15 protein-coding genes are annotated in these 21,078 nt (G+C 61.8%); 10 read left to right on the forward strand and 5 right to left on the reverse strand.

Translation table 11 applies throughout. The annotated features are described in order from the left end of the window. Positions 1-34 precede the first annotated feature (34 nt). Positions 35-2,284 carry a TonB-dependent siderophore receptor gene (locus IYV58_RS07340; RefSeq protein ID WP_004130316.1) on the reverse strand — a complete coding sequence of 750 codons (2,250 nt, stop codon included), beginning with the start codon at positions 2,282-2,284 and terminating at the stop codon, positions 35-37. 270 nt (positions 2,285-2,554) lie between these two features. On the opposite strand from IYV58_RS07340, the gene fes reads away from it, so the two are divergent. Genes fes through entF form a run of 3 tightly spaced genes read left to right on the forward strand, consistent with a single transcriptional unit; the run spans position 2,555 to position 7,883 of the window. Then, positions 2,555-3,754 carry an enterochelin esterase gene (gene fes, locus IYV58_RS07345; protein ID WP_004130317.1) on the forward strand — a complete coding sequence of 400 codons (1,200 nt, stop codon included), beginning with the start codon at positions 2,555-2,557 and terminating at the stop codon, positions 3,752-3,754. 27 nt (positions 3,755-3,781) lie between these two features. Next, positions 3,782-3,985: an MbtH family protein gene (locus IYV58_RS07350; protein ID WP_049113610.1), complete on the forward strand. Its 204-nt coding sequence runs from the start codon at positions 3,782-3,784 to the stop codon at positions 3,983-3,985. 10 nt (positions 3,986-3,995) lie between these two features. Then, a complete protein-coding gene (gene entF, locus IYV58_RS07355; RefSeq protein ID WP_195729511.1) occupies positions 3,996-7,883 on the forward strand; it encodes an enterobactin non-ribosomal peptide synthetase EntF in 3,888 nt (1,295 codons plus the stop codon). A gap of 193 nt (positions 7,884-8,076) precedes the next feature. Here entF and fepC read toward each other — a convergent pair whose 3' ends face one another. From fepC to fepD, 3 genes are read right to left on the reverse strand one after another with little or no spacing between them, the layout of a single operon-like run. Then, the gene (gene fepC / locus IYV58_RS07360; RefSeq protein ID WP_139529631.1) at positions 8,077-8,871 is read right to left on the reverse strand and encodes an iron-enterobactin ABC transporter ATP-binding protein; all 795 of its coding nucleotides are present in this window, start codon (positions 8,869-8,871) and stop codon (positions 8,077-8,079) included. Continuing rightward, entirely contained in the window at positions 8,868-9,860 is a 993-nt protein-coding gene (gene fepG, locus IYV58_RS07365; RefSeq protein WP_004130323.1) for an iron-enterobactin ABC transporter permease, read from the reverse strand. The genes fepC and fepG overlap by 4 nt, the downstream gene beginning before the upstream one ends. Next, complete coding sequence (gene fepD, locus IYV58_RS07370; RefSeq protein WP_087828685.1) at positions 9,857-10,864, reverse strand: Fe(3+)-siderophore ABC transporter permease; 1,008 nt, start codon at positions 10,862-10,864, stop codon at positions 9,857-9,859. The genes fepG and fepD overlap by 4 nt, the downstream gene beginning before the upstream one ends. Positions 10,865-10,976: 112 nt before the next feature. On the opposite strand from fepD, the gene entS reads away from it, so the two are divergent. Beyond that, the gene (gene entS / locus IYV58_RS07375) at positions 10,977-12,218 is read left to right on the forward strand and encodes an enterobactin transporter EntS (protein ID WP_004130327.1); all 1,242 of its coding nucleotides are present in this window, start codon (positions 10,977-10,979) and stop codon (positions 12,216-12,218) included. A 113-nt stretch (positions 12,219-12,331) separates the two neighbouring features. Here entS and fepB read toward each other — a convergent pair whose 3' ends face one another. Continuing rightward, a complete protein-coding gene (gene fepB, locus IYV58_RS07380; protein WP_195321713.1) occupies positions 12,332-13,291 on the reverse strand; it encodes a Fe2+-enterobactin ABC transporter substrate-binding protein in 960 nt (319 codons plus the stop codon). Positions 13,292-13,602: 311 nt separating this feature from the next. Here fepB and entC point away from each other — a divergent pair, with 311 nt between their 5' ends. From entC to cstA, 6 genes are all read left to right on the forward strand, one after another. After that, complete coding sequence (entC, locus tag IYV58_RS07385) at positions 13,603-14,778, forward strand: isochorismate synthase EntC (protein WP_004130331.1); 1,176 nt, start codon at positions 13,603-13,605, stop codon at positions 14,776-14,778. Between the two features lie 9 nt (positions 14,779-14,787). Further along, positions 14,788-16,395 carry a (2,3-dihydroxybenzoyl)adenylate synthase EntE gene (gene entE, locus IYV58_RS07390; protein ID WP_154902353.1) on the forward strand — a complete coding sequence of 536 codons (1,608 nt, stop codon included), beginning with the start codon at positions 14,788-14,790 and terminating at the stop codon, positions 16,393-16,395. 13 nt (positions 16,396-16,408) lie between these two features. After that, complete coding sequence (entB, locus tag IYV58_RS07395) at positions 16,409-17,260, forward strand: enterobactin biosynthesis bifunctional isochorismatase/aryl carrier protein EntB (RefSeq protein ID WP_004130335.1); 852 nt, start codon at positions 16,409-16,411, stop codon at positions 17,258-17,260. Beyond that, entirely contained in the window at positions 17,260-18,015 is a 756-nt protein-coding gene (gene entA / locus IYV58_RS07400) for a 2,3-dihydro-2,3-dihydroxybenzoate dehydrogenase EntA (RefSeq protein WP_142467816.1), read from the forward strand. The genes entB and entA overlap by 1 nt, the downstream gene beginning before the upstream one ends. Further along, positions 18,016-18,429, forward strand: coding sequence for a proofreading thioesterase EntH (entH, locus tag IYV58_RS07405; protein WP_142469751.1), 414 nt, complete (start codon positions 18,016-18,018; stop codon positions 18,427-18,429). A 505-nt stretch (positions 18,430-18,934) separates the two neighbouring features. Next, positions 18,935-21,040 carry a pyruvate/proton symporter CstA gene (cstA, locus tag IYV58_RS07410; RefSeq protein ID WP_032742073.1) on the forward strand — a complete coding sequence of 702 codons (2,106 nt, stop codon included), beginning with the start codon at positions 18,935-18,937 and terminating at the stop codon, positions 21,038-21,040. The last annotated feature ends 38 nt before the right edge of the window (positions 21,041-21,078 follow it).

A 21,078-nucleotide genomic window follows, 5' to 3' on the forward strand; every position in this document is an offset into this window, starting at 1 on the left:
CTCTATGGGAAGAGGGCGGGGGAACGGTAGACAATCAGAAGTGGGTATTGACGCTCATATACCAGGTGCGGCCTGATTCGTTATAGGTATTGGCGCCCGCGCCAGCCATATAAGAAACATCGGTCAGGCTACCGGTGGTTTGCGCATTACCCGCGCGCCAGTGGCGCTTGTCGAAGACGTTATCCACGCCGCCGGTCAGGCTGACGTTTTTGGTCACATCCCAGGTGGCGCTCAGGCCAACGATGCTGTACGGGCTGACTTCGTCCGTTTCAGAACCCTCCGCCGGTTGACCTTTGTAGTTATATTTCTTCGGCTGCTGCTTGCCGTACCAGGTGAAGGTCGACTGTACGGAAATATCCTCCTGAATCTGCCAGCTCAGGGTAGAGTTCAAGGTGTATTCCGGAATAATCGACAGACGATCGCCGGTTTCCTTGTTTTTACTTTGCAGCATATAAGTGATGTTATTGGTCCAGTTCACCGTTTCGCTGACCGGCACGTTCAGGGTGCCTTCCAGACCTTCAACCACCGCTTTCGGCACGTTTTCCCACTGATAGATATCGGTTTTGACGTTACCTTTCGACGTTTTTGCAATCGGCGCGTAGCCCGCTTCGATTTTATCGCGGTAGTCGTTGCGGAACCAGGTCACCCCCGCCAGCCAGCCGTCGCGCTTAAACTCAAGGCCAATCTCTTTGTTGATGCTGGTTTCGGCTTTCAGGTCATCGTTACCCATCATGTAGCAACCGGTGCCGTTACCGCTGGCGTAGCAGCCCTGGCCTTTACTATAGAGAATATAGTTCGGGTTAGTTTGGTACAGGCTCGGCGCTTTGTAGGCGCGGGCGATGCCCATTTTTAACGTGAAGTCATCCCACAGACCCTGAGACAGGTTCAGCGACGGGCTCCAGTTGTTGCCGACGATCGTGTGATGATCGAAACGCAGCGCCGGCGTCAGCATGGTGGTGTCGGTCAGCTCCACGTTATCTTCGGCAAACAGGGAGAAGATCTCGGCCTTCGAGTACGGGCTACGGCCGGTGCTGTCATAGCCGTCGATATCGCCGCCCATAAAGGTCTGGGTATTTGACGCCAGATCCTTCATCCGCTGCTGATTCCACTCGGTGCCCAGCGTCAGGTTCTGGTTGAACACCAGATCCAGAGGAATGTTGACTTCGCTGTGCAGCATCACGTCGGCGAGGTCGATATCGCTGAACTGGTTGCTGTTGAAGATACCTTCCGTGCCGCCCGCCAGACCTTCGCCTTTACGCGAGTTACGGGTACGTTCGTACTGGGCCCAGTTGCTGGTGGTCACGCCGTTATCCCAGCCGCCGTTCCAGGTGACGGAGTAAGTCTGGCGATAGAGGCGGTTCGTCTCTTTACCGTAGTTCTCTTTCACCAGATCGTTGGTATTGGTGTTCTGCGTATCGCCCGCGTAGAGGTTGCCCTGACGGCTGTAGCCGGATTCAAACTCCAGCGACTGCATCGGGGCGAAATCCCAGCGCACGACGCCGTTAATGTTCTTATTTTTCACCCCTTCGCGCCCGGCAGGCATGGTATTGGCATAGGCGCCGGTACGCTCGGACTGATGTCCGTCGTTGATATCCCAGGCATCGGCCTGGGTTTTGTCGAGGTTGCCCAGCAGGCGGAAGCTGAAATCGCCGCCCAGCGGGCCACTGAGGCTAAAGTTGGTGCGTTTAGTCGAGCCTTCGTCTTTATGCTCCGGGGCGTTCATGTAGGTATTCCATGAACCGTGCCATTCGCCGTCGCTCTTCTTGGTGATGATATTGACCACGCCGCCCGCCGCGCCGTTGCCGTAGCGCGCGGCCGCCGGGCCGCGAATGACTTCAATACGTTCGATCAGCTCCGGCGGTACCCATGAGGTATCGCCGCGGGTATCGCGCTCGCCGCGCCAGCCCAGACGTACGGAGTTGCGGCTGGTCACGGGCTTGCCGTCAATCAGGATCAGGGTGTTTTCCGGGCCCATGCCGCGAATATCAATCTGGCGATTGTTGCCGCGCTGGCCGCTGGTGGAGTTGCCGGTCAGGTTAACGCCGGGCATGGTACGAATAATTTCCGACACGTCGCGGGCGGGCGGGCGTTTACGAATTTCGTCCGCGGTAATGGTTGAAACGCCGGGGGCCTGCAGGTTCTGCTCGGCGGCGGTGACGACCATGGTTTCATCAGCGGCTGCGGCTTTGCTATCGGAGGCCGTTTCCGCCGCGCTCAGCGGAAAGGCAGCCCCGTAGATTCCCAGATTGACCAGCAAGGCCAGGGATTTGATCCTGTTATTCATTGTCATTCCTGCTTTTCGTCGCCGCCTTCCCCAAAGGCCCTTCCCGTCGGGAGGGGAGGCGGAATCAATAGTGCCGGTAGAGGGCAAAGGCATTCCGTCGCTGGCTAAATGAGCCCTCTCTGACATGTTTATTTTTGAAAGACGCGCTTCCCACAGCGCGCTAATACGCTATTGCAAATGAAAATAGTTATCAATAATATTATCAATAAATATTGCGTTTATTAATGCGTTTGTTGATAAATGTCACGATAAACATAGGGTTGAAAAGGAATGCATAAGACAGGATGCGACGACTGGTGGCGCACTATCTCCGGTCCGCAAATAGAGGCCGTGGACGACGCGTATCGGGTGACCTTCTGGTGGCGCGATCCGGCGGGCGACGAAGCCTCTTCGGCAACCCGGCGGGTGTGGATTTATATTACCGGCGTGACTGACCATCATAAAAACGCCGTGCCGCAAACGCTGCAGCGCATTCCCGGCACCGATGCCTGGTGCTGGCAAACCACGCTTTCTCCCACCTGGCGCGGCAGCTACTGCTTTATCCCTTCCGCGCGCGACGACGATTTTTCTCCTCAGCTTTTTAACGGCGACAGCCCGGACCGCGCGCTGCTGCGCGAAGGCTGGCGCAAGCTGCTGCCGCGGGCGATTGCCGACCCACTTAATCCGCAAAGCTGGAAGGGCGGGCGCGGTCACGCGGTCTCCGCGCTGGAGCTGCCGGAAGCCCCTGAGCAGCCGGGCTGGGCGCTGCGCGATGAGCCTTATCAGCCTCCGATCTGCATTGAGTGGCGCAGCCAGCGGCTCGGTAACCGCAGACGAATATGGGTTTACGCCACCGGCGACGCGCAGCCGCAGCAGCGCCCGTTGGCGATCCTGCTCGACGGCCAGTTCTGGGCCGAAAGCATGCCGGTATGGTCGCCGCTGGCGGGCCTAACCCGCGAAAAACGGCTGCCGCCGGCAGTTTATCTGCTGATTGACGCGATTGATAACTCACACCGGGCCGCAGAGCTGCCCTGCAATGACGCGTTCTGGCTGGCGGTACAGGAAGAGCTGCTGCCAATGGTTCACCGGCTAGCGCCTTTTAGCGATCGCGCCGATCGCACGGTGGTGGCGGGGCAGAGCTTTGGCGGACTGGCGTCGATGTTCGCCGCCCTCTACTGGCCCCAGCGCTTTGGCTGCGTGCTCAGCCAGTCCGGCTCCTACTGGTGGCCGCATCGCGGCGGCGCGCAGACGGGCCTGCTGGTTGACCGCCTGAGCCGCGGCGAATTACATCCGCAAGGGCTACGTATCTGGCTGGAAGCCGGTATTCGCGAGCCGATCATTTTTCGCGCTAACCAGGCGCTGCTGACGCATCTGGAACAGCAGACGATTTTCTGGCGTCAGGTTGACGGCGGGCATGATGCGCTGTGCTGGCGCGGCGGGCTGACGGCGGGGCTCATCCAGCTGTGGCAGCCTTTATGCCGTGACGAGTAGCAAACCGCGCTTTAGGAGGAATTTGACATGCAATTCAGTAATCCCTTCGACAATCCACAAGGGCAGTTTTACATCCTGCGCAATGAGCAGCAGCAGTACAGCCTGTGGCCGCGCCACTGCGCGCTGCCGCAAGGCTGGTCGGTAGAGTGCCCGCCGCAGTCGTTAGAGGCGTGCAACGCCTGGCTGGCGGCGAACTGGTCTACCTTGAGCCCCGCCCACCATGCGTCCTGAGGAGCCGATAATGACCACACGTTTACCGCTGGTTGCGGCGCAGCCTGGGATCTGGATGGCGGAGCGCCTCTCGACGCTGCCCGGTGCCTGGAGCGTCGCCCACTATGTTGAGCTGCGCGGCGATATTGACCCGGTCCTGCTCGGGCGGGCGATTATCACCGGGCTGTCGCAGGCCGACACCCTCAGCATGCGCTTTTGTGAAGATAACGGCGAAGCCTGGCAGTGGGTCGATGAACATCGCATTTTTGCCGAGCCGGACTGTCGGGATCTGCGCGCGTTGAGCGATCCGCACGCCGCGGCGTTGGCGCTGATGCAGGCCGACCTCGGGCAGAATCTGCGGGTGGACGGCGGTAATCCGCTGGTCTGCCATCAGCTGCTGCGGGTAGGGGATAAGTGCTGGTACTGGTATCAGCGTTACCACCATTTGCTGGTCGATGGCTTCAGCTTCCCGGCCATTACCCGCCAGATCGCCGCAATTTATCGCGCCTGGCAGCGCGGTGAAGATACGCCCGCCTCGCCGTTTACGCCCTTTGCTGAGGTGGTGGAAGAGTACCAGCGCTATTACGGCAGCGACGCCTGGCAGCGTGACAAACGGTTCTGGCAGGCGCAGCGTCAGGCGCTGCCGTCCCCGGCCTCGCTGTCGGACGCGCCGCTAGCGGGAAGGGCGACCAGCAGCGATATCTGGCGCATGAAGCTGGAGGCGGATGCCGGCGTCTTTAGCCGGCTGGCGGCAAGTGCGCCGCAGTGCCAGCGCGCGGATCTGGCGCTGGCGCTGACCGCCCTGTGGCTGGGACGGCTGTGCAGCCGAACGGAGTATGCCGCAGGCTTTATTTTTATGCGTCGTATGGGCTCCGCGGCGCTCACCGCCACCGGTCCGGTGCTCAACGTTCTGCCGCTGGCAGTCACCATTGACGCCGGGGAAACGCTGCCGGAGCTGGCCGCGCGTCTTGCCGGACAGTTGAGGAAAATGCGCCGCCATCAGCGCTATGATGCCGAACAGATTGTCCGCGACAGCGGCAAGGCGGCGGGCGATGAACCACTGTTTGGCCCGGTGCTTAATATTAAAGTTTTTGATTATCAGCTAGATATCGATGGCGTACAGGCGATAACCCATACCCTGGCGACCGGTCCGGTCAACGACCTGGAGCTGGCGCTGTTCCCGGATGAAGCCGGTGGCCTGTCTCTGGAGGTGCTGGCCAATAAGCAGCGTTATGATAAACAGACGCTGGGCAACCATATCGCCCGACTTTCCGCGCTGCTGGCGCAGTTTGCCGATAATCCGGCCCTGCGCTGCGGCGACGTGAATATGCTATCGGCGGCGGAAGCGGAGCAACTACGGCGGGTGAACGCCACCGCCGTCGATCTGCCGCTCACCACCCTGAGCGCCCTGGTGGCGGAGCAGGCGGCGAAAACCCCGGATGCCCCGGCGCTGGCGGACGGCCGCTGGCAGTTTAGCTACCGCGAGATGCGCCAGCAGGTGGTGGCGTTGGCTGAACAGCTTCGCGCGCGGGGCGTCAAACCGGGCGATAGCGTGGCGGTGGCGCTGCCGCGTTCGGTATTTCTGACCCTGGCGCTGCACGGCATCGTTGAAGCCGGCGCCGCCTGGCTGCCGCTGGATACCGGCTATCCCGACGATCGTCTGCGGATGATGCTGGAAGACGCCCGGCCGTCGCTGTTGATTACCTCTGAAGATCAGCGGGCGCGCTTTAGCGATATCCCCGGACTCGAAAGCCTGTGCTATCAACAGCCGCTGGCGGCGGCGGATGCCGCGCCGCTGGCGCTCTCGCAGCCGGAGCATACTGCCTATATCATCTTCACCTCCGGCTCGACGGGGCGACCGAAAGGAGTCATGGTCGGGCAAACCGCCATCGTCAACCGCCTGCTGTGGATGCAGGACCACTATCCGCTCACCGCCGATGACTTGGTGGCGCAGAAAACGCCGTGCAGCTTTGATGTATCGGTATGGGAGTTCTGGTGGCCGTTTATCGCCGGCGCGCAGCTGGTGATGGCCGAGCCGGAAGCCCATCGCGACCCGCTGGCGATGCAGCAGTTCTTCGCCCGCTACGGCGTGACTACCACCCACTTTGTGCCGTCGATGCTGGCGGCGTTTGTCGCTTCGCTGGATACGGAAAATGTCGCGTCCTGCCAAACCCTGCAACGAGTATTTTGTAGCGGTGAAGCGTTGCCGACAACGCTGTGCCGGGAGTGGGAATCACTGACCGGCGCGCCGTTGCATAACCTGTATGGACCGACGGAAGCGGCGGTGGACGTCAGCTGGTATCCGGCCTGCGGGCCTGCTCTGGCGGCGGTAACCGGCGCCAGCGTGCCGATTGGCTGGCCGGTATGGAATACCGGATTGCGTATTCTGGATGCATCGATGCGCCCGGTACCGCCGGGCGTGGCGGGGGATCTCTACCTGACCGGCATTCAGCTGGCGCAGGGTTATCTCGGGCGTCCCGATTTAACCGCCAGCCGCTTTATCGCCGATCCTTACGCGCCGGGCGAGCGCATGTACCGCACCGGCGACGTTGCCCGCTGGCTGGATAACGGCGCGGTCGAGTATCTCGGGCGCAGCGACGATCAGCTAAAAATCCGCGGCCAGCGGATCGAACTTGGGGAAATTGATCGCGCAATGTCGGCGCTGCCGGACGTTGCGCAGGCGGTGGCTCACGCCTGCGTCTTCAACCAGGCGGCGGCGACCGGGGGCGATGCCCGCCAGCTGGTGGGCTATTTGGTTTCTGAATCCGGCCTGCCGCTGGATACCGAGGCGCTTAAAGCGCGGCTTGGCGAACAGTTGCCGCCGCATATGGTGCCGGTGGTGCTGATTCAGCTGCCGGCGCTGCCGCTGAGCGCCAACGGCAAGCTGGATCGCAAAGCGCTGCCGCTGCCGACGCTGAGCCGCGTAAGCCGCGGTCGTCCGCCGGAGCCGGGCGTTGAAACCACCGTTGCCGCAGCGTTCAGCCAGCTGCTGGGCTGCGAGGTGAACGATATCGACGCCGATTTCTTCGCCCTCGGCGGCCATTCGCTGCTGGCGATGCGTCTGGCGGCGACGCTCGGCCGCGAACTGCAACGCCAGGTGACGCCGGGGCAGGTGATGGTCGCTTCTACCGTTGGCAAACTGAGCGCGCTGCTGGCATCGGATCTCAGCGATGAACAGGCGCAACGGCTGGGCTTCGACGCGATCCTGCCGCTGCGCGAGAGCGAGGGCCCGACGCTGTTTTGCTTCCATCCAGCCTCCGGTTTTGCCTGGCAGTTCAGCGTGCTGGCGCGTTATTTAAACCCGCGCTGGTCGATCGTCGGCATTCAGTCGCCGCGACCGCACGGACCGATGGCGACGGCGGCGGATCTGGATGCGGTCTGCGAGCATCATCTGCAAACCCTGCTTTCGCAGCAGCCCCACGGCCCCTATTATCTGCTGGGCTATTCGCTCGGCGGCACCCTGGCGCAGGGAATTGCCGCCCGCTTACGCCAGCGCGGCGAAGCGGTGGCGTTTCTCGGCCTGCTGGATACCTGGCCGCCGGAAACGCAGAACTGGGCGGAGAAAGAGGCCAACGGTCTGGATCCTGAGGTGCTGGCGGAGATCGCCCGCGAGCGCGAGGCGTTTCTTGCCGCTCAGCAGGGGCAGGCTTCCGGCGAGCTGTTCCGCGTGATCGAGGGTAACTACGCCGACGCGGTGCGCCTGCTGACCACCGCGCACAGCGCGAAGTTTGACGGTAAGGCGACGCTGTTTGTGGCGGAGAAAACCCGTCAGCCCGGGATGGATCCGCAGAGGGTCTGGAGGCCGTGGGTCGGTGAGCTGGAGGTATTTAGCCAGGATTGCGCCCACGTGGATATTATCTCCCCGCAGGCCTTTGAGGCGATTGGCCCGGTGCTCAGGGAGATATTGGGGCAGGTATAGATGAACTCCCGGGTTGCAGATGGTGGTGAACCCGTAGCCCGGTCAGCGAAGCGCCACCGGGGAAGCAAACCGCAGAGCATTTCAGACCTGGCACATTTCCCGGAGGCGGCGCTTGACGCGCCTGTCCGGGCTACCGGCCCGCAGAAGGCGGTGAACCCGTAGCCCGGCTAAGCGTAGCGCGAGCCGGGAGTCTCTACTTTCGACCCAGCGGCACCACCAGCGGCGTATGTGCCACCGGATCTTCAATAATCGTACAGCGCAGGCCGTAAATCTTCTCGATCAGCGCCGCGTTGACAATCTCCTTCGGCGCGCCTTCGGCGACGATTTTACCCTCGCGCAGTGCAATCAAATGGGTAGCGTAGCGGCAGGCCTGGTTTAGATCGTGCAGCACCGCCGCCAGGGTATAGCCCTTCTGCTGATTCAGCTCGCTTAGCAGCTCAAGCAGGTCGATCTGATGGCTGATATCCAGCCAGGTGGTGGGCTCATCGAGCAGCATAATCGCCGTCTCCTGGGCCAGCACCATGGCGATCCACGCCCGCTGGCGCTGGCCGCCGGAGAGCGTATCGACGCTTTGTCGCGCCAGATCGGTAATACCGGTGGCCTTCATCGCCCTGCTGACCGCCTCTTCATCCTCTTTGCGCCAGCGGGTAAATAGCGGCTGGTGCGGATAGCGCCCGCGGGCCACCAGCTCATGGACCGTAATATCCCCCGGGGTGGTGGCGTTCTGCGCCAGCAGGCCAATGCGTTTGGCAACCTCTTTACTGGCGTAACGCTGGATCTGCTCGCCGTCGAGATAAACATGACCGCTGGCGGGCGTCATCAGGCGGCTCAGAGTGCGCAGCAGCGTCGATTTACCACAGCCGTTGGGGCCAATAATGGCGGTAAAGTGGCCGTCGGGAATGGTGACGTTCAGCGATTCGGCGATGGTTTTTTTGCCGTACGCCAGGGTCAACTGGTCGCCGCGCAAACGGGAGGTTACAGCGGTCATTTTTTGCGGGACTCCTGAATTAACAACCCGATAAGGTAGATGCCGCCAATGCTGACGGTCACCACGCCCACCGGTAACTGATAGGGCATAAACAGACGCTGCGCGCAGTAGTCAGACAGCGCCAGCAGCAGGGCGCCGCATAGCGCCGCCTGCGCCAGCCCCCAGCGGGCGGTACCGCTAAGGCGCCGCGCGATATGCGGCGCCACGAGGGCGATAAACGAAATCGGCCCGGCGAGCGCGGTAGCGGCGGCGGTCAGCACCACCCCGACCAGCATCAGCAGCAGCCGCGAGCGTTCAACCCGCACGCCCAGCGCGCAGGCGGTGTCGTCGCCCATCTCTAGCAGCCGCATACGCCGCGCCAGCAGCGCCCCGCACGCCAGCATCAAGAGAATCAGCGGCGCGGAGGGCCAGGTTTTCCCCCAGGTCAGACCGTTAAGCGAACCGGCATACCACAGCCCGGCGGAGAGGGCGGTTTCCAGCGAAGCGCGCAGCAGCAGCCAGGTGTTGAACGCCACCAGCATGGCCCGCACGCCGATGCCGATTATAATCAGGCGAAAGGTCTCAATGCCGTTGCGCCACGCCAGCAGCCAGACCACCAGCGCGGTGAGAATACCGCCAACCATTGCCGCCATGGCGATAGCCGCCAGGTTCTGGCCGAACATCACCATCGCCACCAGCACGCCGCTCCAGGCCCCGGTGTTGAATCCCATCACGTCCGGGCTACCCAGCGGGTTACGGGTCAGCGACTGGAAAATCGCGCCGCTGACGCCAAGGGCGGCGCCGATCAGCAGCGCCATCAGCACGCGCGGCAGTCGCCACTCGGTCACCACCAGGGTGACGTTACGCGGCGCATCGCCGAGCAGCGCGGAGATAACCTGCTCAACGCTTAACGGCACCAGGCCGCTACCCAGCCCCCACAGGGAGACCAGCACGCTGGCGACCAGCAGCAGCAGACAGCTCAATATCAGGCGACGAGAAGGCGCAATCACATGCCACCTCCGCGCGGCTGGCGGCGCACCAGCCAGATCAGCACCGGCGCGCCGATAAAGGCGCTGACCACCGAAACCCGCAGTTCGCCGGGCACCAGCAGGCGCCCCAGTACGTCGGCAAACAGCAGCAGAGCGGGGGTCGCCAGCAGGGTCACCGGCAGCGACCAGCGATGATCCGCGCCCACCAGCCAGCGGGCCATATGCGGCATCATCAGGCCGATAAAGGCGATCGGCCCAACCACCGCCGTGGCGCTACCGCACAGGACCGTAATCGCGAGCAGACCAATAAGCTGAGTCCGCGCGACGCGGCTGCCGAGGGCGGTGGCCGTATCGTTACCGAGGCTCAGGCTGTTTAAGGCACGACTCAGCAGTAGGGTCACCAGACCGGCCATCAGCACCGGGATTAGCACAATTTTCAGGGTTTGCAGGGTGCGCACGTCCAGCGAGCCCGCCTGCCAGAAGCGCAGTTGGTCATAGACGTCAGGATTAAGCAGCGCGATACCGCTGGAAAGCCCTTCCAGCACCGCCGCCAGGGCGACCCCCGCGAGGGTCAGACGCACGGGGCTAAGCTGTCCGCCGCCCTGGCTGCCGGTAAAGGCGACCAGCAGCGAGGCGCCGAACGCGCCGCAAAAGGCCATCAGCAGCTGCTCCTGCGGCGAGGAAAGGCCAAACAGCGCCGCGCCGAGCACGATAGCGAAGCTGGCGCCGGAGTTGACGCCAAGGATCCCCGGGTCCGCCAGCGGGTTGCGGGTCAGCGTTTGCATCAGCGCGCCGGCCAGACCCAGCGCGCCGCCGGCCAGCAGCCCGGCGAGGGTTCGCGGCAGCCGGGCATCAAGGACGATGGTGCAATCGGCGCTCTGGCAGGTGCCGGTGAAGGCATCGAGGACGACGCTAAACGGTAGGGGTTTGGCGCCGATCAACAGGCTGAGCGCAACGGCGATGATTAAAACGATTAAAAGACCCGGCACGGCAAAGGCGCGCGCCGCGGTCGTGGAACACGACATGGCTTACATCCCTGGCATGATAATGATAGTAATTATCGTTATCGATTCTATTCAGTTATGTTAGCATGTGCACCCATAAAAATGGTATGGAAAATAATAACAAGGCGCTGTCATGAACCGACAATCCTGGCTGCTGAATCTCAGCTTGTTGAAAACTCACCCGGCCTTTCGCGCCGTCTTTATCGCTCGTTTTATTTCAATCCTGTCGCTTGGCCTGCTGGGCGTGGCGATCCCGGTGCAAATCCAGATGATGACCCATTCGACCTGGCAAGTGGGGCTGTCGGTGACCTTGACCGGCGCTTCAATGTTTGTCGGTTTGATGATCGGCGGCGTGCTTGCCGACCGCTATGAGCGCAAGCGTTTGATCCTGCTGGCGCGCGGCACCTGCGGGATTGGCTTCGTTGGGCTGTGCCTGAACGCCATGCTGCCGGAGCCGTCGTTAATCGCCATCTATCTGCTCGGTATCTGGGACGGTCTGTTCGCTTCTATTGGCGTGACCGCGCTGCTGGCGGCGACGCCGGCGCTGGTTGGCCGGGAAAATCTGATGCAGGCCGGGGCGATCACCATGTTGACGGTGCGGCTGGGCTCGGTGATTTCGCCGATGATTGGCGGTCTGCTGCTGGCAACCGGCGGCGTGGCCTGGAACTATGGCCTGGCGGCGGCGGGAACCTTTATCACCACGTTGACCCTCCTGCGTTTACCGCTGCTGGCGCCGCCGCCGCAGCCGCGCGAGCACCCGCTGAAATCGCTGAACGCGGGGCTGAAGTTTCTGTTTAACAGCCCGCTTATCGGCGGCATCGCGCTGCTTGGCGGCCTGCTGACGATGGCCAGCGCGGTGCGCGTGCTCTATCCGGCGCTGGCCGGAAGCTGGCAGATGTCGGCGTCGCAGATTGGCCTTTTGTATGCCGCGATCCCTCTCGGCGCGGCGCTCGGAGCGTTGACCAGCGGGCAACTGGCGCAGACGGCGAGGCCGGGCGTGCTGATGCTGGCGACCACCGTCGGCTCGTTTGTGGCGATTGCGCTGTTCAGCCTGATGCCGGTGTGGGAGCTGGGCGCGCTGTGTCTGGCGCTGTTTGGCTGGCTGAGCGCGATAAGCTCGCTGCTGCAATATACGCTGATTCAGACCCAGACCCCGGAAAATATGCTCGGGCGCATCAACGGTCTGTGGACCGCGCAGAACGTGACCGGCGATGCGATAGGCGCGGCGCTGCTCGGCGGACTGGGCGCGATCCTGACGCCGGTGGCCTCGGCGAGCGCCAGCGGTTGGGCGCTGGTGATTGTAGGCGCGGTGCTGGTGGGGCTGTTACGCGAACTGCGCCGCTTTCAGCGCCCGGAAGTGGTCAGCGAAAGTTAACTCCGCTGGGTTTCCCGGCGGCGATGCTGCGCATCTGTCCGGGCTACGCTTCCCCAGCGGTCTGCGGTCCTGTAGCCTGGTCAGGCGCTTTGCGCCGCCCCCGGGAGATCGGCTTAGGCAAAGAGAGCTGCTAAACGCTGCAGCACCAGAACGGCGCTGTAGTAATCCAGGCGGAAGGTTTCCGTCCCTAGCGGATAAACGCGTTTGCCTTCGACCGCTGGCAGATGCGCCAGCAGCGGGTTGGCGTCAATCGCGTCGGCGTCCTTTTGGTCGCCGGCGAACAGGAACAGGCTCTGGCCATTAAGCCCGGCGGCCAGATTCTCCCCGCCCAACTGCACGATATCATGACGTTTTCCCTGGCTCTGGCTGGCATGCAGCCCGCCGGGCAGGTCGGCGAGGGTAAAGCCTAACTGCTCGAGCAGCTGTCCCTGAGCGGATTCTTTGGTCCAGATATTGGCGCTATGGGCCGTGGCGGTATAGACCAGCGCGGTGACCGGCTGCGGCGGCAGCTTCATTTTCTCTTTCAGCGCCGCTAGCTTTTTATCAAACTCCGCGATTCTCTCCGCCGCCTGTTTTTCGTGGCCGGTAATCTCCCCCAGTTGGGTCAGCAGGGCCTGCCAGCTTTTATCATCGTAGTTAATGATAAGCGTTGGAGCGATGGTGGAAAGCTGGTCGTAGAGCGTCATCGCTGAATCGCCGCCGGTGGCGCTAATCAGAATCAAATCCGGCATTTGCGCGGCGACGGCCTCAGCGCTCGGTTCGCCAATATAGAGGCGTGAGAGCTTGCGCGCTTTCGCCACCTCGCTCCATTGGCGCAAAAAACCCTGGCCATCGGCGACGCGGTTATTGGGCGTCGTGGCCCCGCTGGCCACCACCGGCGCGTCAATCGCCAGCAGCGAGCCGGTCAGCGTCACGCTGGTGGAAACAATGCGCAACGGCTGGCTTTCCAGCGTATGTGTTCCGCGGCTGTCGGTAATCTGTCGTGGCCAGTCTGCCGCCAGCGCTGAGCTAATACCTAAAATCGCCAGGCCGCTGGCGAGGAGGGTACGGCGGCAAAAGGTGGAGAAATTCACGTATTCGCATCCTGATTGAGTGGTGATAAATGCTTCTCATTTTCAGCTTTGCGCCGCGTGGATGCAAGTCTATACCCTAATAATTCGAGTTGCAGGAAGGCGGCAAGTGAACGAATCCCGATGAGCTTACTGTAGTAAGTGATTCGGGTGAGCGAACACAGCCAACACACCTGCAACTTGAAGTATGACGAGTATAAGTCGCACAACATGCTACCTGTACGGTTGACATAAAGCGCAATACCTTTTAGGTTAGCCAACCAAAATATAAATGATAATTATTCGTAATATCTTTATCGTTTTTGGAGGATGATATGGAAACGTCTTTGGCTGAGGAAGTTCGGGAGAAAAAAATGACCCTGCCGCCGGAAAGCTTCTTCTTTATGTCGCCGTACCGCAGTTTCACCACCGCTGGCTGCTTTAGCCGATTCTCTCATCCCGCCGCCGACGGCGATGATCCGAACGGAGAGTTTCAGCAAAAAATGGCCGCTGCTTTTAAAGCGGCGCGAACTGCCGGGATCGCCAGGCCGGTGATGGTCGGCGCCATTCCGTTCGATACCAGCGAGCCCTCCGAGCTGTTTATCCCCGCGAGCTGGACAGCATTCTCCCGCACTGAAAAGCAGCACTCCGCGCGCTATGCGTCGGGGCAAAATCCGATGGATGTCGTGCAGCGCCGGGAGATCCCCGAGCAGGATACCTTTATGGCGATGGTGGCGCGCGCGGCGGCCCTCACCGCGACGCCGGAAGTGGACAAGGTAGTCCTGTCGCGCCTGATTGATATCACCACCCGCGAACGAGTCGATAGCGGGGCGCTGCTCGAGCGCCTGATCGCCCAGAACCCGGCCAGCTTTAACTTCCACGTGCCGCTCTCAGACGGCGGCGTGCTGCTGGGCGCAAGCCCAGAGCTGCTGCTGCGTAAAGAAGGCGCGCATTTCAGCTCTCTTCCGCTGGCCGGTTCTGCCCGCCGCCAGCCGGACGATGTGCTGGATCGTGAAGCAGGGCACAGGCTGCTGGCGTCGGAAAAAGACCGCCATGAACATGAGCTGGTGACTCAGGCGATGAAGGCCGTATTAGCGCCGCGCAGCAGCGAACTCTCTCTGCCGGACTCTCCGCAACTGATCACCACGCCGACCCTGTGGCATCTGGCGACGCAGATTCAGGGTACCGCGCTGGCAAACGAGAATGCCATGTCGCTGGCCTGCCTGCTGCATCCGACTCCGGCGCTGAGCGGTTTCCCGCATCAGGCGGCGAAACGCCTGATCGGCGAACTGGAGCCGTTCGACCGCCAGCTATTCGGCGGCATTGTCGGCTGGTGTGATGATGAAGGCAACGGCGAGTGGGTAGTGACCATCCGCTGCGCGCGCCTGCAGCAGCGCACCCTGCGGCTATTTGCCGGCGCAGGTATCGTTCCGGCCTCTTCGCCGTTGGGCGAGTGGCGCGAAACCGGCGTCAAATTGACCACCATGCTGAACGTATTCGGCTTGCAATAAGGGACGATGATGATCGAATTTACCCGCTGGCCGGAAGCGTTCGCGGCCCGCTATCGGCAAAAAGGTTACTGGCAGGATCTGCCGTTAACCCATCTGATTACCCGTCATGCGGAAAACGACGCCCCGGCGATTATCGACGGCGAAAGAAGCTACAGCTATCGTGAATTCAACCACCTGGTGGATAACCTCGCTTCCTCGCTGCAGCGTCTTGGCCTGAAGCGCGGCGAAACGGCGCTGGTGCAGCTGGGCAACGTCGCGGAATTCTATATTACCTTTTTCGCGCTGCTGCGCATTGGCGTGGCGCCGGTCAACGCGCTGTTCAGCCATCAGCGTAGCGAGCTGAACGCCTACGCCGCGCAAATTGAACCCGCCTTACTGATTGCCGACCGCGCACATGCGCTGTTTGCCGATGATGATTTTCTTAACGCTTTTGTTACGCAACATCCGTCGGTACGCGTGGTGCTGCTGCTGAACGACGACGGCGAGCAGAGCCTGACGGCGGCCATTGAGCGCACTGACGATAGTTTCGTTGCGCATCCGACGCCTGCCGACGAAGTGGCTTTTTTCCAGCTTTCCGGCGGCAGTACCGGGACGCCGAAGCTCATTCCACGTACGCATAACGACTACGACTATAGCATTCGCCGCAGCAACGAGCTGTGCGGCGTGAGCGCCGAAACGCGCTACCTGAACGCGCTTCCCGCCGCCCACAACTACGCGATGAGCTCGCCGGGTTCATTAGGCGTGTTCCTCGCGGGCGGCGTGGTGGTGTTAGCGCACGATCCGAGCGCGACCCTCTGCTTCCCGCTGATAGAAAAGCACCAGATCAACCTGACCTCGCTGGTTCCCCCCGCGGTCAGCCTGTGGCTACAGGAGATCCATGACGCCGGCAGCAATGCTCAACTGCAATCGCTGCGACTGTTGCAGGTGGGCGGAGCGCGCCTGTCAGCGACCCTCGCCGCGCGCATTCCGGCGGAAATCGGCTGCCAGCTGCAGCAGGTCTTCGGCATGGCGGAGGGGCTGGTGAACTATACCCGCCTCAACGACAGCCCCGAGCGCATCATCAACACCCAGGGCTGTCCGATGTGCCCGGATGACGAAGTGTGGGTGGCCGATGCCGACGGTAATCCGCTGCCGCGCGGCGAAGTCGGACGCCTGATGACCCGCGGGCCTTACACCTTCCGCGGGTACTACAAGAGCCCGCAGCATAATGCCGAAGCCTTTGATGCCGAGGGCTTCTACTGTTCGGGCGATCTGATTTCGATCGATGAAGCGGGCTACATCACCGTGCAGGGGCGGGAAAAAGATCAGATCAACCGCGGCGGCGAGAAGATCGCGGCGGAAGAGATCGAAAACCTGCTGCTGCGCCACCCTTCGGTGATCCACGCGGCGCTGGTCAGCATGGAAGATAGCCTGCTCGGTGAAAAAAGCTGTGCGTATCTGGTAGTGAAAGAGCCTCTGCGTGCGGTGGCGGTGCGCCGCTTCCTGCGTGAACAAGGGGTCGCAGAATTTAAACTTCCGGACCGCGTGGAGTGCGTTGATGCGCTGCCGCTGACGCCGGTGGGCAAAGTCGATAAAAAACAATTACGTCAGTGGCTGGCTGAACGCAAGCTGGGCTGAAGGAGAAGACAGAATGGCAATCCCAAAATTACAGGCTTACGCGCTGCCGGAAGCCAGCGATATCCCGGCGAACAAAGTGAACTGGGCATTTGAGCCGTCCCGTGCCGCGCTGTTGATCCACGATATGCAAGAGTATTTCCTCAACTTCTGGGGCGAAAACAGCCCGATGATGGAGAGAGTAGTGGCCAACATCGCCGCCCTGCGCGAGTTCTGCAAACAGAACCATATTCCGGTCTTTTACACCGCTCAGCCGAAAGAGCAGAGCGATGAAGACCGCGCGCTGCTGAACGACATGTGGGGACCGGGCCTGACCCGTTCGCCGGAACAGCAGCAGGTGATTGCCGCGCTCGCACCGGACGACAGCGACACGGTGCTGGTGAAATGGCGCTACAGCGCGTTTCATCGCTCGCCGCTGGAGGAGATGCTGAAAGAGGCGGGGCGCGATCAGCTGATCATCACCGGCGTTTACGCCCATATCGGCTGTATGACCACTGCGACTGACGCGTTTATGCGCGATATTAAACCATTCTTTGTCGCTGATGCGCTGGCCGATTTCAGCCGTGAAGAGCATCTGATGGCGCTCAACTACGTGGCGGGCCGCTCCGGTCGCGTGGTGATGACCGAAGAGCTGCTGCCGCTGCCGGCATCGAAAGCGGCGCTGCGCGCGCTGGTGCTGCCGCTGCTCGATGAATCCGATGAACCGATGGATGACGAAAACCTGATCGACTACGGCCTGGATTCGGTACGCATGATGGCGCTCGCCGCGCGCTGGCGTAAAGTTCACGGCGATATTGACTTCGTGGTGCTGGCGAAAAACCCGACCATTGATGCCTGGTGGGCGCTGCTTTCCCGCGAGGTGAAATAATGAATGGACTCGATTTTCACGGCCAGACCGTGTGGATCACCGGGGCGGGCAAGGGGATCGGCTACGCCACCGCCCTGGCGTTCGTTGAGGTCGGCGCGCAGGTAACCGGCTTCGATCTGGCGTTCGACGGTGAAAGCTATCCGTTCGCCACCGAGACGCTGGATGTCGCCGACGCGCGGCAGGTGGCGCAGGTCTGCGGTCGCCTGCTGGCTGGCATTGAACGGCTGGATGTGCTGGTCAATGCCGCCGGCATTTTACGGATGGGGCCGACGGATGCGCTGAGCCTGGAGGACTGGCAACAGACCTTCGCCGTCAACGTCGGCGGGGCGTTTAACCTGTTCCAGCAGACGATGGCGCAGTTTCGCCGCCAGAAGGGCGGGGCGATTATCACCGTGGCTTCCGACGCCGCACATACCCCGCGTATCGGCATGAGCGCTTACGGCGCTTCGAAAGCAGCGCTGAAGAGCCTGGCGCTGACCGTCGGCCTGGAGCTGGCGGGCAGCGGGGTACGCTGTAATCTGGTTTCTCCTGGCTCGACCGACACCGACATGCAGCGGACGCTGTGGGTCAGCGACGACGCTGAACAGCAGCGTATTCGCGGCTTCGGCGAGCAGTTTAAGCTGGGCATTCCGCTGGGCAAAATCGCCCGTCCACGGGAGATTGCCAATACCATTCTGTTCCTCGCCTCCCCTCACGCCAGCCACATCACGCTGCAGGATATCGTGGTGGACGGCGGCTCGACGCTGGGAGCATAAATGGCCTGGAAACGTCAGCTGACGCTGGATGCGCTTAATGCGACCAGCGCGAATACGATGGTGGCGCATCTGGACATCGTTTATACCCGGCTGGAAGAGGGGGTACTGGAGGCGGAAATGCCGGTCGATGCGCGAACCCATCAGCCGTTCGGGCTGCTGCACGGCGGCGCCTCCGCCGCGCTGGCAGAAACCCTCGGTTCAATGGCCGGATGGTTGATGACCGAAGAGGGGCAGTGCGTAGTAGGCACCGAGCTCAACGCCACTCACCACCGGGCGGTTTCCAGCGGTAAAGTGCGCGGTGAATGTCGACCGCTGCACCTGGGGCGTCAGGGCCAGAGCTGGGAAATTGCGGTGTTCGACGAGCGGGGGCGCCGCTGCTGCACCTGCCGGCTGAGTACGGCGATCCTCGGCTGAGGAATAGCCTGTTCCCGGGTCGCGCTGCGCTTACCCGGGCTACGGGTAACGCGCCGTCTGTGGTTCCGGACAACTCACCGTCGTCTGCGGTGTGCTTCCCCGGTGGCGCTGCGCTGACCCAGGCTACGGGCTCACCGTCATCTGCGGACCGGTAGCCCGGGTAAGGCGTTTACGCCGCAACCCGGGGATACGCCGGGATGAATGTATCGGTGCGTTTTCTTCCCGGGTCGCGCAGCGCTTACCCGGGCTACGGGTTCATCATCGTCTGCGGACCAGTAGCCCGGACAGGCGCGTCAAGCGCCGCCTCCGGGAAACAGACCGCGATGCAGTTACAGATTATCCTCTCCGTTTTCATCTCTTTTCCTGCCAGAAGTGATCTCGCTTGCAATGTGAGATAAATCCTTGCCGTCAGGCGACATCCGCAACGTTTCAAAGTTGTTAAAATTCACATTATGTTCTAGAAACAACTTGTAACATCCTGATTACCCTACAGTGGAACACAATGATGAATAATTCAGGGAAATACCTCATCTGGACACTGCTCTCCGTTATCGGAGCCTTTGCCCTGGGCTATATCGCGCTAAACCGGGGTGAACAGATCAACGCGCTGTGGATTGTCGTCGCGGCAGTCTGCGTCTATCTGATCGCCTATCGCTTCTACGGCCTGTATATCGCTAAAAATGTACTGGCGGTCGACCCGACGCGCATGACCCCGGCGGTGCGTCACAACGACGGCCTCGACTACGTTCCGACCGACAAAAAAGTGCTGTTCGGCCACCATTTTGCGGCCATTGCCGGCGCGGGGCCGCTGGTCGGCCCGGTGCTGGCGGCGCAAATGGGCTACCTGCCGGGAATGATCTGGATTCTCGCGGGCGTGGTGCTGGCCGGGGCGGTACAGGACTTTATGGTGCTGTTCGTCTCCACTCGCCGCGACGGACGTTCGCTCGGCGAACTGGTGAAAGAGGAAATGGGCCCGACCGCCGGCGTACTGGCGCTGGTGGCCTGCTTTATGATCATGGTGATTATCCTCGCGGTACTGGCGATGATCGTGGTGAAAGCGCTGACCCACAGCCCGTGGGGGACTTACACCGTAGCCTTTACCATCCCGCTGGCGATTTTCATGGGGATCTATATTCGCTATCTGCGCCCTGGGCGCATTGGCGAAGTGTCGGTGATTGGCCTGGTGATGCTGGTGTTCGCCATCATTTCCGGCGGCTGGGTGGCGGAAAGCCCGACCTGGGCGCCGTGGTTTGATTATACCGGCGTGCAGCTCACCTGGATTCTGGTGGGCTACGGCTTTATCGCCGCCGTGCTGCCGGTCTGGCTGCTGCTGGCGCCGCGCGACTACCTCTCCACCTTCCTGAAAATCGGCACCATCGTCGGCCTGGCGATCGGTATCCTGATCATGCGTCCAACGCTGACGATGCCGGCGCTGACCAAATTTATCGATGGCACCGGCCCGGTGTGGAGCGGCAGCCTGTTCCCGTTCCTGTTTATTACCATCGCCTGCGGCGCGGTTTCCGGCTTCCATGCCCTGATCGCCTCCGGCACCACGCCGAAAATGCTGGCCAATGAAGGCCAGGCCTGCTTTATCGGCTACGGCGGCATGCTGATGGAGTCCTTCGTGGCGATTATGGCGCTGGTGGCGGCCTGTATTATCGACCCGGGCGTCTATTTCGCGATGAATAGCCCGATGGCGGTGCTGGCTCCGGCGGGCGTGACCGATGTGGTGGCGTCGGCGGCGCAGGTGGTGAGCAACTGGGGCTTTACCGTGACGCCGGATACCCTTAACCAGATCGCTCACGAAGTGGGAGAGCAGTCGATTATCTCCCGCGCGGGCGGCGCGCCGACGCTGGCGGTAGGCATGGCCTACATTCTGCACGGTTCGCTGGGCGGCCTGATGGATGTCTCCTTCTGGTATCACTTCGCCATTCTGTTCGAGGCGCTGTTTATCCTGACCGCGGTGGATGCCGGTACGCGCGCGGCGCGCTTTATGCTGCAGGATCTGCTGGGGGTGATAAGCCCCGGCCTGAAGCAAACCAGCTCGCTGCCGGCGAACCTTCTCGCCACGGCGCTGTGCGTGCTGGCCTGGGGCTACTTCCTGCATCAGGGCGTGGTTGACCCGCTCGGCGGCATCAACACGCTGTGGCCGCTGTTTGGTATTGCTAACCAGATGCTGGCGGGGATGGCGCTGATGCTGTGCGCGGTGGTACTGTTTAAGATGAAGCGCCAGCGCTATGCATGGGTCGCGCTGCTGCCGACCTCATGGCTGCTGATTTGTACCCTGACCGCAGGCTGGCAAAAGTCGTTCAGCACCGACACCAAAGTCGGCTTCCTGGCGATTGCCAACAAGTTCCAGGCGATGATCGACAGCGGAAATATTCCGCCGCAGTACACCGAGTCGCAGCTGGCGCAGCTGGTGTTTAACAACCGTCTGGATGCCGGGCTGACCATCTTCTTTATGGTGGTGGTTGTGGTGCTGGCGCTGTTCTCGATTAAGACCGCGCTGGCGGCGCTGAAAGAGGACAAACCGACGGCGAAAGAGACCCCGTACCAGGCGATGCCTGCCGATGCCGATAGCCTGGTGACCCAGGCGAAACGCGCTCACTAAGCCATCACGTTATCGCCCCTCTTCGAAAGAAGGGGGGC

It is taken from the genome of Klebsiella sp. BDA134-6 (genome assembly GCF_015601345.1).
Lineage (GTDB): Bacteria > Pseudomonadota > Gammaproteobacteria > Enterobacterales > Enterobacteriaceae > Klebsiella > Klebsiella grimontii.

Coding starts and splice junctions, on each gene's coding strand:
- IYV58_RS07340 (WP_004130316.1), bottom strand. CDS start 2,284: ATGAATAACAGGATCAAATCCCTGGCCTTGCTGGTCAATCTGGGAATC.
- fes (WP_004130317.1), top strand. CDS start 2,555: ATGCATAAGACAGGATGCGACGACTGGTGGCGCACTATCTCCGGTCCG.
- entF (WP_195729511.1), top strand. CDS start 3,996: ATGACCACACGTTTACCGCTGGTTGCGGCGCAGCCTGGGATCTGGATG.
- fepC (WP_139529631.1), bottom strand. CDS start 8,871: ATGACCGCTGTAACCTCCCGTTTGCGCGGCGACCAGTTGACCCTGGCG.
- IYV58_RS07350 (WP_049113610.1), top strand. CDS start 3,782: ATGCAATTCAGTAATCCCTTCGACAATCCACAAGGGCAGTTTTACATC.
- entS (WP_004130327.1), top strand. CDS start 10,977: ATGAACCGACAATCCTGGCTGCTGAATCTCAGCTTGTTGAAAACTCAC.
- entA (WP_142467816.1), top strand. CDS start 17,260: ATGAATGGACTCGATTTTCACGGCCAGACCGTGTGGATCACCGGGGCG.
- fepD (WP_087828685.1), bottom strand. CDS start 10,864: ATGTCGTGTTCCACGACCGCGGCGCGCGCCTTTGCCGTGCCGGGTCTT.
- cstA (WP_032742073.1), top strand. CDS start 18,935: ATGAATAATTCAGGGAAATACCTCATCTGGACACTGCTCTCCGTTATC.
- entC (WP_004130331.1), top strand. CDS start 13,603: ATGGAAACGTCTTTGGCTGAGGAAGTTCGGGAGAAAAAAATGACCCTG.
- entE (WP_154902353.1), top strand. CDS start 14,788: ATGATCGAATTTACCCGCTGGCCGGAAGCGTTCGCGGCCCGCTATCGG.
- entB (WP_004130335.1), top strand. CDS start 16,409: ATGGCAATCCCAAAATTACAGGCTTACGCGCTGCCGGAAGCCAGCGAT.
- entH (WP_142469751.1), top strand. CDS start 18,016: ATGGCCTGGAAACGTCAGCTGACGCTGGATGCGCTTAATGCGACCAGC.